The sequence below is a fragment of the Chryseobacterium glaciei genome (genome assembly GCF_001648155.1).
Classification (GTDB): domain Bacteria; phylum Bacteroidota; class Bacteroidia; order Flavobacteriales; family Weeksellaceae; genus Chryseobacterium; species Chryseobacterium glaciei.
In genome coordinates, this window is record NZ_CP015199.1 from 1,707,079 (window position 1) to 1,724,805 (window position 17,727).

A 17,727-nucleotide genomic window follows, 5' to 3' on the forward strand; every position below is an offset into this window, starting at 1 on the left:
ATTATGCAAATATAAATATAATGTTAATGTTTTTCATTAAATTGATTCAAATCATTTATGGAACCAATCTAATCACACGATAACCTGTATTTACATAAGCTCCGTTTGCTTTAGATTTTACAAACTCAAATTTGGTAGCCAACTGAGTCTGAACTTTATTCATTTGCTTGAAAATCTCTCCTTTTTTGTTTTCTCTGGTCAACATATCATTTACGACATCAAAACCTACGATCGCATATTTTGGAGGAGTTTTACAATATTTACTTTTATACGCTGCTAGGATTTCTTTTTCAAAACCACCATCGGCATTGATTTTTCTATCCATTAAATACACCAAATTAGCCTGGCTAAGATCGTCCACTTTCTTTTCAAAAACTGGAGAATAGTACATACTGAAAGCTTTTACTCCCTGAACTTCTTTAGACAAAGCAATCACTCTATTTGCAAAAGCATCACCTAAAGCATCATTATCATTCGCTAAAATGGCAATAACCGGCGCAGATTGTCCCGTCATCATATTTTGGTCAACCTGAATATCTGCAGGAGAGTTTACAATAATTACATTAGGATTTTTAACCGCTTTTTCTAGACCTGCTTTAATGTAATTCGCATTGTCTTTTTTAGCATCTGCAACTACATAAATTTTTTGGTCAGAATAAACACCTTTTACTTCCTCAATAATTTTATCAGCGTACGTCTGATCATTGGTTTCAACAATAATTAAATTGCTGTAATTATATAATTCCGGAGAGTTGGCAAATGGTGCAACAACCGGGATTTTTTGATTTTTAGTGAAGTCTAGCACATCAATAACATTCGACTTAAAAAATGGGCCGATAATTAAATCCGTATTATTAGGATTGATCTGAGTCATTGAATTTTTAAATGACGCTTCATTTCCTGAATCAACAATTTTAATATCTAATTTCTGACCGTTTCTTGCATTTCTTTCAATCGCTAATTTTGCGCCTGTAAGAAAATCCAAAGCCATTGTTCTGTATTGAGTTTCGTTGGTGCTGTATCCGAAAGGAAGCATTAATACCACGCTCAAAGCATCACCGTTCTTCTTAATATATGCAGGATCTAGCTTTTTGATCTTTAAAACCATTCCTGTTTTTAATCCGTGAGATAAATCTGGATTCAGAGCAATAAGCTCGTCAATAGAAACTCCGAATTTATTTACAATGGAGAAAACAGTATCTCCCTGAACAACTGTATAGGTTACATATTCATCATCAGAAGCAGTGCTTGTATTTGATGAATTTGAAGAAGATTTTTCACTTCCTGAATCCATTGTAGCTTTTGTGTTCGCTACTGGTTCAGAAACTGCTATATTTGATTTTCTAATTTTAATAGACTCACCTGGTTTTAAACCTTTTTCCTCCAAACCTGGATTTAAGGCAAAAAGTTCTTCTTTAGTGACATTAAACTGTTTTGAAATTCTGTAATAATTATCTTTTGCCTGAACAACATATAAAATATTATTCTCAGCAGGAACATTAGAAGTATCAACAGTCGTAATTTTCTCTGCAGGTTTTACCTCTGTATGAGTAGTCGTAACTTGAGCCTGCTCACCACCATATTTTTTGATGCTGTCAAGAGGCAATGTGATCTCATCTCCGATCTTCAAGTGAGAATCCAATTCAGGATTTAATTTTCTCAAATCGGTTTCAGAGATGCGGTATTGTTTTGTGATGCCGTAAACTGTTTGTTTAGGCTGTAAAATAATTCTGCCAGTCTGAGAATTAGGCTTAGCTTTTTCAACAACAGCCGCAGTTGTTTTAGGAACTGAAGTTGTATTAGTTTTATCCGATTTAACCGTAACAACGTCTCCGATTGCTAGTTTGCCGTCTTTAAACTTTGGATTTAGTTTTAGCAATTCATCTACAGTTATTCCGTATTTTCTTGCAATATTGTAAGGGTTGTCCCCTTTTACAACGGTGTGAGATTTCTGAGCAGACACGCCCAAAAACATACATAAACTGGATAGAATAAAAAACCTCTTTATCATAGTCGATAATTATAATTTACAAAAATACTTCTTTAAAATTAAATGGCAAGAATTATTAATTTGGATTCTTGAACCACCATTTCTTCCAAACAAGTTTCAAGCCACGAATATCCATAATCTGCAAAGATTACACTAAAATTATAAACCCTTTCCTGCCAAGTCTTAGAAGGATGTACATCTAAAAATAGTTTTTCCAGTCTTTCTAACAATTCGCTTTGTTTGATTTTTTCAGCGTGAAGAAGGCGTTTTTTCATCCTTTTGAATGATTTCAACTGTCTTGTTTCTTCAGCTTTCACCATATTACCAAAGGATTTTTCTGTGGTTTCTGCGATTGATTTTAATTCAGAGAAATTATTTGTTAAGATATTTTCCTTCTTTTCTAATAACTCTAAGATAGCATTATTGCTTAAAATTTTATTATTGGTAATTGTTGTGAAGTTTTGGAAAAAATCTTCAATATTTAAAACTAACTTTTCAACTTTCCCGATTGTTTTCTCCTTTAAAAATAACATTGAATTTCTTGGAATCAAAATCGGAAACGGAATGTTGATCTTTGTAAAATAATCTTTCAATTCCAGCCAATACATGATCTCTGCATTTCCTCCGATGTACGCCAAATTCGGCAACACTTTTTCCTGATAAACCGGACGCATTAAAGCATTTGGGCTGAATTTTTCAGGATGATTTTCTAATTCATTCAGAATTTCTTCTTTAGTAAATTGAATATTTTTATCTACAACGATATATTTTTGCCCGTCAAATTCAATTCTGTCTCTCGTTTCTGAAAAATAAAATAAATTGATCTCACGAGGGTTTACCTGAACCTTACCGTATTTTTCAGTCAGAAAATCAACTTTAGCTTTTGATGTTTCGTGTAAACTGAAATTCAGAAGTTCATCTTTAAAAACATCTTTAATCTGCGTTTTAAGCGCTTTAGAATCTCCATCAATAATCAACAAACCCAAATCTGAAAAAAGTCTGTTAACTAAAGTTTTGATGGCTTCAGTTAAGGTATTTCCTACTTTATAAGCTTCTTTCAACATCAAAATCAATTCGGTTCCAAAAACAGAATCCTTAAATTCTTTTTCAAATTCAGAAATGAAAAATGTATCGTTGATCTTTATTCTTCCAACCGGCCCACCTGACTTTTCATTGATTTCGTAATAATTGTTCTCGGTTTTAAAATGGTTGATTTCGGCAAAATCATGATCTTCCGAAGCCATCCAATATACAGGAATGAAATTAAAATCAGGGAAGTTTTGTTTTAAATAAGTACAGGTTTTAATCGTCTGCAAAATTTTATATACAAAGAAAACGGGACCTGAAAACAGATTCAACTGATGCCCAGTTGTGATTGTAAAAGTATTAGGCTGTTTTAAATTATTTAAATTTTCCTTTTGCTTTGATGAAAGTTTTAGACCTTTTAATTGATCTTCAAGCGCATCAAATAAAACGTTTCTCTGATCTTGCGAAAAAGAATCCTGTTTTAGATGAATCTGCTTTTTAAAATTATCAAAAGAAAATGTATTTCCCTCGAAACCTTCAATTTTATGGCTCAAAAAATCTTTGATTAATTGAGGAATGCTTTCTATATCGTTAAATGATATTTTATTAATTGTTTTCAACTTTGATGTATAATATTAGTTGAACAAATACCAAACAATCCCAAGATTCAGTCTAAAATCATAGACTGGATAATGTGGAAATGCATAGGCTTGATTATGTGCAATAAGTGTCCCGATTTGCTGACCTTCAACAAAGAAGAACATTTTTTTAACCTTCATATTGAAATAAATATCAGCGATCGGCTGTCCACCAATTGAGAATGAACTTGAGTTGGGTAAAAGATATTCGTTGAGTATCGGGAAATAATCTCTTGATGCAAATTTTGAGAAATAATATACTTTAATTCCAGCCTGAATTTCTGCAGCATTTTTGAAAGCTTTAGACTGATAAAAAATATTCGCTCTACCAATAAAGCTTGGCATTGGAAGCAATTCTTTATTCGTCAACGCATTTTGGAACTGAACTCTTGTATTCAGGTGGAAATTTCCATAACTAAATGTTGCATCACCTCCTATTTGAGAAATATTCAATGAACTATCGCTTTGTCTAGGCGCTGCAAACTGATCGAAATAGGTATAGTTATCAATTCTGAAATAGTTTACAAATAACTCTGTTTTGAACCATTTTAAGTTTACATTTCCGCCGATTTCAGTTATCGTCTGATTTTTTGCATTCTGAAGATAATAATTAAAATTATTATAACTCGATGTATTTAAAAGATAATTGAATGACGGATAAACGCTTTGGAAATTAACTTTAGCATTTACAAAATAGTCTTTTATCGGTTCAAACTTAAGGTTATTTGTCGTTTTTAAATAGGTGCCGAATTGGCTTCCGTTTGAAAATTCAAGGAATGAATTCAGCTGTATTTGATCTAAAAGTTTTACCTGAAGATTTCCTACTGCTCCAATTCTATTTTCTTTGATCTCATTTGGAATTTCTAAAATTGGTAACGTAATCGGAGTTGCTCCAAACTTCAGCATTTGATAACGTACTCCTGCATCAAGCTTGAACTTTTCATTGTCCCAAACTAAACTAACCGTATTGCTTAAATTATCTGAATATTTTTTCGTTGAAAGAGGAAAACCAGCAACGATTTCCTGTGGCGCATCGTACCAATAAGGTTCCAAAGATCCCTGAGCATAGTAATATTTATTCCCTTGATGAGAAATCGTATGTCTGATTCTAAAAGGATATTTTTCTGAATTGAATGGCGAAAACTGATGGCTTAAATAGTATCTTCTATACGAATATTGCGAGCTTGAAGACGCTAAGTTAACCTGAGCATTTTGCCTGTTCTTGTAATCACTGTCACCACTTTGGAAAAGATCATCTTCTATGATTCCTCCATTTTCCTGATTGTTTACATTTTGGTGTAAATAGTGAGCAAACAATTCATAATTTCCACTTTTAGAGACATAGTGTCCGGAAAATAAAGTGTTATTATTTGCAGCCAAGAAGTTTCTATACATACCTTGTGAACGCAATCCTGTATACTCCAAAGCAAAATTGAATCTTTTACCTATGTTTTGAGTATAGGTTGATTTTAAGGCTGCTCCATTCTTCATTGCATTATGATAAACAAATGTAGCCGTTGGTGTTTTTACATCATAATACTTAACATCGTTGATGCCTATAATTCCATATAATTTATTCTCTGGTAATAAAGACAGGTTCTGTTCAGCATTCACCTCATAAGAAAGAGGATTAAAGCCAGCCCCAATGTTGGCAACCTGTACTCTTCCAAAATTATCCTTGTTATTATACTGCGAAAAAATATAAGTCTTCTCGAAAGTCATAACTGTATCAAACACCTTTTTTTCGGAAAACTGTGTCTGATGTAAATAATCATTAATGGTAGGCTTAAATATTTTTAAAGAATCTTTTGTTCCAGAGTCAACCACTAAGGTATCTGAAGGATTTTCTTTAAGTTTATTAGAATCTGTTTTATTAACGACCTGAGCTCTAAAAATAAGGCTGAAGAAGATTATTATAAAAAGTATGTACTTCATATGTTCGTTTATATTATTCAAAAAGTCACATGAAGTTTCAAAGTTTCACTATTCTTTTTGTACAGCAAAAATAAGAAATAAAAGGAAATAAAAAACCCTGCTTAGAGCAGGGTTTAAATTATATGATTATTGTTTGATTAATAACCAGGGTTTTGTTGACCAGCCATTGCTGGGTTACCAGTAATCTCAGCCAATGGAATAGGTAAAGTATATTTATAACTTCCATTAGGTAAATTAGATACTGTTACAATATCATCTGCTTCATTTCTATCCATTGTTACACCAGCTGTTGTAGCTAATCTCTTAAGATCGATGTAACGGTGGCCTTCTAATGCCAGCTCGATTCTTCTTTCTTTTAAGATATCAGCATAAGCAATTTGCTTATTAGTATATACCGGTGTTGTTGGTGTACCAGTGTATCTTCTAGCTGTTCTTACATTGTTGATATAAGTTGCTGCTTGAGTAAAATCACCTTCTTCAACTGCAGCTTCTGCCAAAATAAAATACATTTCTGATAATCTAAAAACTTTTACATCATTTCTAGTTGCAGAACCTGGTTTACCAGGGAATTTATCTACAACAAAATAATCATATCCTTGTTGGATATATGCATTAGATGTTGGATCAAGATATGCATATTTTCTTACGTCACCACCTACATTAAATTGATTGTAAAGATTTTTACCCCAAAACCACATTGGGTTACCAGTAATATTAGACGCATTTGTATTATAGAAGGTACCAATAGCACCTCCAGCTCCTGTAGCTAATCTGTTAAGAGAGAAAATAACTTCACCTCTATCTAAATCACCCCACATCCTTCTATATGGATTAAATGCAGTTGATGTATTATACCAAGCAGCATTCCAAGTAGCATTTCCAATTGTAGGTGCAGCAGTACTTGTCATTGGTGTAGCTAATGTTAGTGCAAAGTTAACATTTGTAACAACATCTTGTGCATATTGCTTAGCTAGTGCATACTTCCCACTATACAAGTTATATCTTGCTGCAACAGCATTTACAAAATCTTTACTTGCAAAAAATCTAGACATTGAATTAAGTGGAGCAGGATTTGTTGTAGCCGAAATAATATCATCCTTCATGTATGGTAATATAGATCTTGCATAAGTTAAATCAGCATTCACTAAATCATATATAGCTTTGTTAGTAAGACGAGGTGAGGAAAAATTAAATATATCCGCAGGTACACCTTCTAACCACATTACTCCTAAAGCACTATCATTTTTCATATCTGTAGAAAAATAAGTTTCTAGTTGCAAATAACAATAAGCTCTGATGGCTCTTGCTTGAGCTATTGCCTTATTATATGTTACTTTTTCCGGATCATTTGCAGGTGTTACGTGTTTTGCAACTTCTAATAGATGGTTAATTCTATTAATAACCAAATAATTATTAGCCCAAATATTTGAAGTGTAAGTATCATTGCTATCTAGAAAGAATCTGTGAAGCTGAAACTCTTGTCCTCCACTACCAACACCAGGAGCTACTTCGTCTGTTAAAACAGCCGTAAGGTAGTTAGCATTAGTTGGCTCAAGTAAGTTATATACTGATCCTGTTAAATAACTAGTTAACTGGCTTACAGTAGTAATCTGACTTTCATACGCTTCACCCTCTTGGACGATATCAATACTATCCTGGCAGCTATTCATAACTAACCCACCCGTTAGCATTGAAGCACTAATAAAAAGTATTTTTATTATATTTTTTTTCATTTTAATTTAATTTAGAATAAAAGATTTAATTAGAATTCAACATTTACACCCACAGAAATTGTTTTAGGGTTTGGATATACCCCTAACGAATACTGTGCTACTGGCTCAGGATCATATCCTTTCCATTTTGTCCATGTATATAAATTTTCTGCCTGAACAAATAATTTAAGTGATCTAATTGGAAGATTTTGAAGTTGATTTTTAGTAAAACTATATCCTAGAGATACATTCTTCAATCTAACGAAATCTGTTTTATGTAAGAATCTATCAGATGAACCATCAGTTCCAGTATTAACAGCAGTAAGACTTGGCACATCAGATCCTGTATTTTGAGGTGTCCAAGCATTTAACAAATCCGCAGAAACGTTCAATCCATTTGCTGCATATGATGGATCCATTGTCCAAGCTTGTAAATTATCATACTGCCATCCACCAGCTTGGAAAGAGAATAATGCATTAGCAAAGAAACCTTTGTAATCTACATCAAACCCAAAACCTCCATTAACTTTAGCGTAAATAGATTTACCTGTTAAAACTCTGTCATTTGCTGTTGGAGCTTCAGTAATATTTCCATTCTTATCTAGGAATTGCATCTCACCAGTCTCAGGATTTACTCCAACATAGTGATAAAGCTGCCACTGATAAGCAGGTCCTCCTATTGCATTTACGTTATCATCTACTAAACTCTCATTAGGTAATGATTTAATTTTATTCTTATTATATCCAGCATTTGCGAATACAGATAATCTAAAATCTTGTTTTCTGATGATATTTCCTTTTAAACTAGCTTCAACACCTTTATTTTCCATCTCTCCATTATTACCGTTAACAGTATAGAAAGTAGATGAACCAACTCCAGCAGAAACAGTAGTTCCATTGAATAGATTTGAAGTTAATTTTCTATATACATCAAATGTACCTTCAATTACTCCATTGTAGTTAAAATCTAAACCAACATTGGCCATAGCCTGCTTCTCCCACTGTAAATAAGGGTTTCCTAATCTATATAGATATCCATAAGTATTCTGGTATCCACCAGTACCTGCTGCAGTAGCATTTATTATATCAATGTAGTAGTTTGGAAACAAGAACATTGGATTTTGGTTATTCACAGCTGACCCTAGGTTTTGGTTACCCTGAGTACCGTATGAAGCTCTAAGTTTTAACATTCTAAACTTAGTATCTCCCATAAAGGCTTCTTTATCAATATTCCATCTACCTCCTACTGACCAAAATGTTTCCCATTTATTTTCTCCACTAAATCTATAACTAGCATCTCTTCTTACAACACCACTTACACCATATTTACCTGCATAATCATAATCCACAGTAGCAAAATAGGCTAAAGTACCTCCTGAAACTTTAGAAGCATTTATTGAAGGAGCATAGAATGAAGGAGTATCTGAACTAAATGGAATATATCCTGTACCAGCTCCTAATTTCCATAGAAGTGGATCTAATCCATTCTGAGTTTGCTGTTTTGTTATATAATGAGATTTCATATAATCCATATACACACCAACAGTAATATCATGTTCTCCAAATTGCTGATTATAAGTAACGTTGGTCACAGTATTAAAGTTAAAATCCTTAATATTATTAAGAGTTTCTGAACCTCCGAATGCCGCACCTGTCGGAACAGCTACTGCATTTGCTAAATATCCTAGTGGAGATCTAGCAAAACTTCTATCAGACATTCTATAGTCAATACCCGTTCTGTTTCCTACCGTTAAATAATCTGTTAATTTATATGAAGTCTTGAAATTACCATTAATTGTAGTCTCCTCATATTTATTCTGTACACCACCTATTAAGTTATCATAAAGAACCCAAGGTCTAACTCCTGCACTAGCAGTTTGAACAGCAGCATACATTTCTTTACCATTATTAAATGGGTATGGTCCCAAAGACGGATCTGATAATAACGTTCCAAACAATACATTTTGAACAGAGTTAGCAGAAATACCAGAGTTCTCTTCCTCGTCTAACTGATGTCTTTTTGAATATGCTACGTTTAGCATTGCAGCATACGTAAATTTTTTATTCTTAGATTGACCAGTAATGTTATTTCTAAAAGTAAACCTTTGAAAATCAGTTCCTTTAATAACACCTTCGTTATTTAAATATCCTAAAGATGAATATAGTGAAACATTTTCGCCACCAGCCTGAATTGCTAAGTTATGTTGCTGGCTAATACCAGTTCTCATAAACTCCTTACTCCAGTCTGTATTTGTAGTATTAGCATCTACATCTGCCTGAGAAACCGCATCTGGATCATAGTTATGGATTATCTGAAGAAACTGCGTTCCATTTGCCATATTATAGTCAGTCTTCGGATAAGTCGAGAACGATGTCAAAGCATCATATGACAATCTAAGTCCTGAATTGAACTTACCTGTTTTCGTATTAATTACGATAACTCCATTTGCCCCCCTATTACCATAAATTGAAGTTGCCTGCGCATCTCTCAAAATACTTAAACTTTCAATATCATTAGGATTTAAGTTTCTAAATTGAGTTGCAGAAGTTGAAAGCCCATCAATAACATATAAAGGATCAGCACTTGCATTCAAAGAACCTAGACCACGAATCAAGATATCTATCTTACCAGAACCTGGAGATCCTGAATTAGAGTTTACAGATAATCCTGGAGCTGTCCCTTGAATCGAGTTCAAGAAAGTTGAGTTCGGACGGTTTTCAAGTGTTTCTGCCGAAATAGTAGTAGAAGCTGCTGATGATTTAGCTTTTGTACTTGTTTTACTATATCCTAAAACTACAACCTCTTCAATTCTAGTTTCTTTGGAAGTAGTATCCTTCTTAGTTTTTTGCGCAAAAGCAGCCTGTCCTAAGAAAAACAAAGCTCCAGCACTTAATACACGTAGTTTAACATTCATATTAACAAATTTTAATATATTTTAATAGGCAAATATGTTAATAAATATTAACACTTGCAAATTTTTTATATGTAGATGTACCATTCACATTTACAACACTCTATATAACTCACATAATAGATATAAAAATTCATAAAATTTATTGAAATTCAATTAATAAAATTCAAAATACCCATATCAAAATATCTAATTTAACATTTAATAACCATCAGATAGAAAGTTATTTATAATCAATCTAAATTACATTACTATTTTAAATTAATATTAATGTTAAATTTTACAAAAAAAGAATTAAATTGATTTGAGAAATTATGATCATAAATACTTTTCCGATTATAAATCTCCAAATTAAATTAAAAAAAACAGATAGTTTGCTTATTTATAATAATATATTTATATTTTTGATTACAAATCAAAAAATTAATTAATTCCATTGAAATGAAAAGAATAATTGCATCCACCTTCTTGTTAGCCAATATTTTTTGTTTAGCACAACAACAGATTGTTTCTCAAAATTATGCTATTGGAGGTCCCCAAGCTACATATTACACTCTTCAATCCTCTACAGGTAAAACTTTGAGTTATAATGATATTTTAGGAACTCCCTACCCTAATAAAAATTTTGCTTATGCTAAAATTTCAGGCACACCTGACCAACAAATACCTGTAAGATATAACAGTTATAATGACGAAATTGAATTTAAAAAAGATGATCAGGTTTTATCCCTTCTTAAAAAACCAGAATATTCAAGAATAGAAATTACTTCCCCAAAGCAGACATTTGTATTATTAGAAACATCAGACGAATTAAGTGGATATTTCGTTGAATTGGTAAATGGTAAAAATAATCTTTATAAAAAGATTAAAACCAAATTTATTGAACCAGCAATAGCCTCAAATTCTTATACTAGTGACAGACCTGCTACTTTCAAAACATCAGATCCAATATACTACATCAAAACAGAAAAGGGGTTTATTAAAAACCCTAAAAATGCAAAAGAAATTATTGCGCAATTTCATGATGAAAAAGAAAGTCTAACAACATTCTTTAAATCAAGCAAAATAAAATTCGACAAAGAAGAAGACTTAATAAAGCTAGTCAACTTTTTAAATCAAAATTAACAAAAAAACCACTTTTTTCAAAGTGGTTTTTTTTATTCAAAAGTATTGAATTATTTCAATTTCTTCTTAACAGCTACTTCTTCGTAAACTTCAAGAATATCACCGTTTTCGATGTCATTATAACCTTTTAAGTTCAATCCGCACTCGTAACCTTTGGTTACTTCTTTTACGTCATCTTTAAAACGTTTTAAGCTTTCAAGCTCGCCATCGAATTTCACGATACCGTCACGAAGTACTCTCACTTTAGACTGTCTCGTCACTTTTCCTGAAAGAACCATACAACCTGCAATTGTTCCAACTTTAGAAATCTTGAAGACTTCTCTAATCTCAACATTACCAATTACCTGTTCTTTAATTTCAGGAGAAAGCATACCTTCCATTGCTTCTTTAACTTCGTCAATAGCAGCATAGATTACAGAGTATGTTCTGATCTCGATTTCTTCTCTATCTGCCAATTCTTTAGCATTACCACCGGCTCTTACATTAAATCCGATAATAATTGCATCTGAAGCAGTTGCTAAGTTAACGTCAGACTCAGTAATCTGTCCAACTCCTTTATGAAGAATGTTTACATTGATCTCAGCAGTAGATAATCTTTGTAACTGATCCGATAATGCTTCAACTGAACCATCAACGTCACCTTTCAAGATAATATTCAATTCCTTGAATTCACCTAGAGCAATTCTTCTACCAAGTTCTTCAAGTGTTGTATGTTTCTTAGTTCTGATAGAAAGTTCTCTTTGAAGCTGCTCTCTCTTATTAGCAATAGTTTTAGCTTCACCTTCATCTTCATATACTTTAAACTTATCACCAGCTGTTGGAGCTCCGTCTAAACCAAGAATAGTTACCGGAATAGATGGACCTGCTTCTGTAAGGTTTCTACCTCTTTCGTCAAGCATCGCTTTTACCTTACCGTGGTTTTTACCTGCAACTACATAATCTCCTACTCTTAAGGTACCTGTTTGTACTAACATTGTAGCAACATAACCTCTTCCTTTATCTAATGAAGCTTCAATAACAACACCTTGAGCGTTTCTATCAGGGTTAGCTTTTAAGACAAGCATTTCTGCCTGAAGTAATACTTTCTCTAATAGAACGTCCATGTTATTACCAAACTTAGCAGAAATCTCTTGTGCCTGAACATTTCCTCCCCATTCTTCCACTAAGATATTCATCCCAGAAAGTTGTTGACGGATATTATCAGGATTTGCACTTGGTCTATCCACTTTGTTTATTGCAATAATCATTGGTACTCCAGCGGCCTGTGCGTGAGAAATTGCTTCTCTCGTTTGAGGCATCACATCATCATCCGCCGCAATTACAATAATTGCAATATCCGTGATCTGAGCACCTCTGGCTCTCATCGCTGTAAAGGCTTCATGACCTGGGGTATCTAAGAATGTAATTCTCTGACCATTTTCCAATTTCACGTTGTAAGCACCAATATGCTGTGTAATTCCTCCTGATTCACCAGCAATAACGTTTGTTTTTCTGATGTAATCAAGTAATGACGTTTTACCGTGGTCAACGTGACCCATTACTGTAACGATTGGAGCTCTTGGAGAAAGATCCTCCTCAGTATCCATATCTTCTTCAGATTCTACCTCTTCAAGGTCAGCATCCGAGAATTCTATTTTATAACCAAATTCATCTGCAACTAATAATAAGGTATCAGCTTCAAGTCTTTGGTTCATTGTTACCATTACTCCTAGAGAGAAACAAGCAGAAATAACTTCTGTTGCACTTACATCCATCAAACTTGCCAATTCTCCGACAGTGATGAATTCTGTAACTTTTAGTGAAGTATCTCTTGCATCTGCTTCCTGCTGACGCTCGTCCTGCTCTCTACGGTAAGTTCTTTTATCTTTTCTGTGTTTAGCAGATTTAGATTTACCTCCTTTATTGGTTAATTTTTCAAGGGTTTCCTTGATCTGGTTTTTAACTTGCTCGTCGGTTAATTCAACAGGCATCGTTCTTTGACCAGGTCTGTTGTTGTTTCCTGGGCCACCTGGGCCTTTTTTGAAACCGCCACCTTGTCCAGGAGGACGGTTACCTTGGTTATTTCCAAAACGAGGGCCACCACCTTGACCACCTTGTCCCGGTGGACGGTTTCCTTGACCACCCTGTCCTGGAGGACGGTTTCCACCTTGTTGGTTGTTACCTTGCCCTGGAGGACGGTTTCCTTGAGGACCGCCTTGGTTGTTATTATTTCCTCCTTGTTGATTGTTTCCTGTGTTTGGCTGATTAGGACCACCAGGTTTTTCAATCCTTTTTCTTTTCTTTTTAGCCCCAGAATTTGGTTTTGGTGCAAACTGACTTAGGTCAATTTTTTCACCAACAATTTTAGGTCCATCAAGTTTTTGATAAACTGTTTCAATTTTTTGAGACTCTTGAGGTTGTTCAGCTTCTACTTTCTTAGGCTCAGCTTTTACCTCAACAGGTTTAGCTACGGGCTCTACAACGGGTTTTGGAGCTTGTTTCACAGGCTCAACTGGCTTTTCCTCCGCTTTTTTATCTTCCACTTTAGGTTTATCTTTTTTTACAGGTCTATTTCTAGATTCTATCTGAGACAAGTCTATTTTATCCAGAACTTTGAATTCCTGTTTTTCTTTTTCAGGAGCTGCCTTCACTTCTGGTTCGGGCGTTGGTGTTGGTGGTACAACTACTTCTTCTACTTTCTTTTCTTCTACCACTACCGGTGCTACTGCTGCAGGAGCAACAGGAGTTTCTTCAACTTCAGGCTTTTTAGGCTCCAAGTCTATTTTACCTAAAATCCTAGTTTCCGGTTTATTAGCTTTAGCTCTTATTACTTCAGGGGTTTTCTTTTCTTCAATTTCCAGTTTTTCTTCCGGAACTTTTGTGATCACCACCTCATGGGAAGCTTTACGTTGCTCGCCATCTTTGGCAAACTCAGCTTCCAATGCAGAATATGCCGCTTCTTCTAATTGAGCGTTAGGATTGCTTTCAACCTCGATACCCTTAGCCTGTAAAAATTCTACTAATCTGGACATCGAAATATTGAATTCCTTAACCGCTTTATTTAATCTTATTTTTGGCATCTATTATATTTACTATTTTTTTTAATTCTTAAAATTAAAGTATTTCTTTTTACTGATTATTAAAATTTATTTAAAAATCTTAACTTTCAAATTCTTCTCTTAGAATACGTTTAACATCCTCAATAGTTTCCTCTTCCAAGTCAACCATTTTAATAAGACTTTCCGTATCTTTATCTAATACTGATTTCGCAGTAGTAAGACCTACTTTCTTAAATTCATCCAGAATCCACTGTTCGATATCGTCATTAAATTCTCTCAATTCAACATCATCATCTTCGCTAGACTCTCTAAATACATCAATTTCATATCCCGTTAACCAAGAAGCCAGTCTTATATTCTGTCCTTGCTTACCGATAACTTTAGAAATCTCTTCAACCGGGGTATAAACCAAAGCATAATTGGTTTCCTCGTTGATGTCAATTTTATTGATGGTAACATTTCCTAAAGCTCTCTTCACTAAAATCTCAGGGTTTTTAGACCACTGAATAACATCGATGTTTTCATTTCTCAACTCTCTTACAACTCCGTGAATTCTTGATCCTTTCACACCTACACAGGCGCCAACAGGATCTATTCTGTCATCATAAGCATCTACTGCGATCTTCGCCTTTTCACCAGGAATTCTTACTACTTTTTTCAACATAATAGTACCGTCTTGGATCTCAGGAATTTCCAGCTCTAATAATTTCTCTAGGAATTTAGGTGCAGTTCTGGAAATAATAATCTGAGGTTTTGAACCTTTAAAATCTACTGATTCTACAATAGCTCTGATATTTTCACCTTTTTTAAAGAAATCGGAACTGATCTGATTTTCTTTTGGCAAAATAAATTCATTCTCTTCATCATCCAACAAGATCACGTGTTTGTGACGGATGTGGTGAATTTCTCCAATTACGATCTCACCAATTCTGTCTCTAAACTGCTCGTACAACATTGCGTTGTTGTGCTCCTGCAATTTAGTCGCTAAAATCTGCTTCAAAGTAAGGATATTTCTTCTTCCTAACTGAGCAACAGGAATTTCCATTGTGAAATCCTCACCCACTTCGAAAGTAGGGTCTATTTTCTTCGCCTCAGAGATTTCGATTTCCAAATCATCGTCTTCCGACATTTCGTCCTCTACAATCGTTTTATTTAAAAATATCTGAAAATCTCCTTTATCCGGGTTCACAATTACATCAAAATGATCATCTGAATCAAATCTTTTTCTCAAAAGAGTCTTCAGTGAATCTTCAATAATCGCCATAAGATCAATCTTACTGATCCCTTTTTCGTCTTTAAAATCACCAAAGGATTCAATCAACGCTATATTATCCATTTATTCTTTTTTCTTTTTAAAATTTAATTGCTACTAATGCTTTCTTAATCTCAGAGTAAGGAATTTCTTTTTCCTCCTCCACATCTACTTTACCTTTACCTACTTCTTTCGGTTTTCGGTAACGTAAAATAAGAGTGATCTTTTCGTCGTCTACTTTAGACAGCTCACCCTCAATCTCAGAAGAATCTGTAAGTAAAACTTCGATGTCTCTTCCTAGATTTTTATTGAATTGTCTTGGAGTTACCAATGGTTCGCTTAATCCCGCAGACATCACCTGTAAGCTGAAATCATGTTCTTCGCGATCCATATTGAATTCTACTGCACGACTAGCATCAAGGCAGTCTTGCAAAGTAACTCCGCTGTCTCCATCCAAAATCACCGTAATATCATCCCCTGCCGAAAATTTTAAATCAATAAGAAATAAATCTTTTCTTGTGTCAAGGAATTCATTTAATAATTCTTCAATTTTTTTTCTAAACTCCATAAATAATATTAACCTTGGTTTACCTGTACGAAAAAAGGCTTTCTTCCGAAGCCTTCTCATTTTTTTCCGTAAATCCAATGCAAATATACAATTATTTTCTAAAAAAGCAAAATCTCTTATAATCAAGCAGGTAACTTAATATAGATTTACATTAAATTAAAAGACGTGATGAAAGTATTTTTACTATTTTTGTCATGAATTTTAAAAACATACATTTTGAATATAACGATTGTAGGAACTGGTTATGTAGGATTAGTTACAGGAACTACCCTAGCAGAACTTGGCAATTCAGTATACTGTGTAGATATTGATGAAAAAAAAGTAGAAGGTATGAAAAACGGCGTAGTTCCCATCTATGAGCCGAACCTTGAGGAAATGTTTCTTAGAAACATTCAATCTGAAAGATTATCTTTTACTACCAATTTAAAAGAGGCTTTAGACAAAAGTGAAGTTGTATATCTTGCATTACCAACTCCCCCCGGAGAAGATGGTTCGGCAGACCTTTCTTACGTTTTGAAAGTTGCGAACGATATCGGAGAATTAATGACAGAATATAAAGTTGTTGTCAATAAAAGTACTGTTCCCGTTGGTACCGCAGACCGAGTAAGTGAAGTAATTGCTTCAAAAACAAACATTCCTTTTGACGTAGTTTCTAATCCTGAATTTTTAAGAGAAGGCTTTGCTGTTGAAGACTCGATGAATCCCGCAAGAGTAGTTGTAGGATCTAGTTCTGAAAAGGCGAAAGATATTATGGCTAAAATTTATCAGCCATTTACCAATACAGGTATTCCTATTATATTTATGGATGAGAAATCATCTGAACTTACAAAATATGCTGCCAACTCTTTCTTAGCTGTAAAAATTACGTTCATGAACGAAATTGCAAACTATTGTGAAAAAGTAGGCGCAGACGTTGATAAAGTAAGACTAGGAATGGGAAGTGACGATAGAATCGGTCACAGATTCTTATTCCCTGGAATTGGATATGGCGGAAGTTGTTTTCCTAAAGATGTAAAAGCATTAATAAGATCAGGAAAACAGGAAGATTTCAATTTCCAAATCTTGGAAGCAACTGAAAATGTAAATATTGCTCAGAAAGTAATTTTAGTTTCAGAAATTGAAAAATATTTCGGAGGCAGTGTTGAAGGAAAAACAATCGCCATGTGGGGATTAGCTTTTAAAGCCAATACAGACGACATTCGTGAAGCTTCGTCATTAGACAATATTGATCTTTTACTAAAAAAAGGTGCAAAAATTGTTGCATACGATGCTGTTGCAGAAAATAATGTTAAAAAAATCCTTGGCAACAAAATAGAATACGCCAAAGGAATGTACGATGCATTAGAAGATGTTGATGCTTTATTTATCGCAACAGAATGGCCTGAGTTTAAAAATCCAAACTTTGAACTGATGGCTAAAAAAATGAAAAATAAAGTTATTTTTGACGGAAGAAATATGTACCCGCTGGAAGTTCCAGAACAAAACGGATTCTATTATAAGAGTATAGGAAGAAAGACAATTTCAAAATAAA

10 protein-coding genes are annotated in these 17,727 nt (G+C 33.8%); 2 read left to right on the plus strand and 8 right to left on the minus strand.

Annotation, left to right across the window (positions count from 1 at the left end; all coding sequences use genetic code 11):
- Positions 1-55: 55 nt before the first annotated feature.
- The 5 genes from A0O34_RS07610 to A0O34_RS07630 form a co-directional block, all read right to left on the minus strand.
- The gene (locus A0O34_RS07610) at positions 56-2,011 is read right to left on the minus strand and encodes a LysM peptidoglycan-binding domain-containing protein (protein ID WP_066753314.1); all 1,956 of its coding nucleotides are present in this window, start codon (positions 2,009-2,011) and stop codon (positions 56-58) included.
- A gap of 38 nt (positions 2,012-2,049) precedes the next feature.
- On the minus strand, positions 2,050-3,636 hold the full coding sequence (bshC, locus tag A0O34_RS07615) for a bacillithiol biosynthesis cysteine-adding enzyme BshC (RefSeq protein ID WP_066753317.1): 1,587 nt from the start codon (positions 3,634-3,636) through the stop codon (positions 2,050-2,052).
- Between the two features lie 15 nt (positions 3,637-3,651).
- Positions 3,652-5,589 carry a putative porin gene (locus A0O34_RS07620; protein WP_066753320.1) on the minus strand — a complete coding sequence of 646 codons (1,938 nt, stop codon included), beginning with the start codon at positions 5,587-5,589 and terminating at the stop codon, positions 3,652-3,654.
- Positions 5,590-5,726: 137 nt separating this feature from the next.
- Positions 5,727-7,322: a RagB/SusD family nutrient uptake outer membrane protein gene (locus A0O34_RS07625; protein ID WP_066753323.1), complete on the minus strand. Its 1,596-nt coding sequence runs from the start codon at positions 7,320-7,322 to the stop codon at positions 5,727-5,729.
- Between the two features lie 29 nt (positions 7,323-7,351).
- Positions 7,352-10,216, minus strand: coding sequence for a SusC/RagA family TonB-linked outer membrane protein (locus A0O34_RS07630; protein ID WP_066753326.1), 2,865 nt, complete (start codon positions 10,214-10,216; stop codon positions 7,352-7,354).
- Between the two features lie 438 nt (positions 10,217-10,654).
- On the opposite strand from A0O34_RS07630, the gene A0O34_RS07635 reads away from it, so the two are divergent.
- The gene (locus A0O34_RS07635; protein WP_066753329.1) at positions 10,655-11,338 is read left to right on the plus strand and encodes a hypothetical protein; all 684 of its coding nucleotides are present in this window, start codon (positions 10,655-10,657) and stop codon (positions 11,336-11,338) included.
- Between the two features lie 50 nt (positions 11,339-11,388).
- On the opposite strand, the gene infB is transcribed toward A0O34_RS07635, so the two are convergent.
- From infB to rimP, 3 genes are all read right to left on the minus strand, one after another.
- Positions 11,389-14,397: a translation initiation factor IF-2 gene (infB, locus tag A0O34_RS07640; RefSeq protein WP_066753332.1), complete on the minus strand. Its 3,009-nt coding sequence runs from the start codon at positions 14,395-14,397 to the stop codon at positions 11,389-11,391.
- A gap of 79 nt (positions 14,398-14,476) precedes the next feature.
- The gene (nusA, locus tag A0O34_RS07645) at positions 14,477-15,712 is read right to left on the minus strand and encodes a transcription termination factor NusA (protein WP_066753336.1); all 1,236 of its coding nucleotides are present in this window, start codon (positions 15,710-15,712) and stop codon (positions 14,477-14,479) included.
- Positions 15,713-15,728: 16 nt separating this feature from the next.
- Positions 15,729-16,196: a ribosome assembly cofactor RimP gene (gene rimP, locus A0O34_RS07650; protein ID WP_066753342.1), complete on the minus strand. Its 468-nt coding sequence runs from the start codon at positions 16,194-16,196 to the stop codon at positions 15,729-15,731.
- A gap of 216 nt (positions 16,197-16,412) precedes the next feature.
- On the opposite strand from rimP, the gene A0O34_RS07655 reads away from it, so the two are divergent.
- Entirely contained in the window at positions 16,413-17,726 is a 1,314-nt protein-coding gene (locus A0O34_RS07655; protein WP_066753345.1) for a UDP-glucose dehydrogenase family protein, read from the plus strand.
- The last annotated feature ends 1 nt before the right edge of the window (position 17,727 follow it).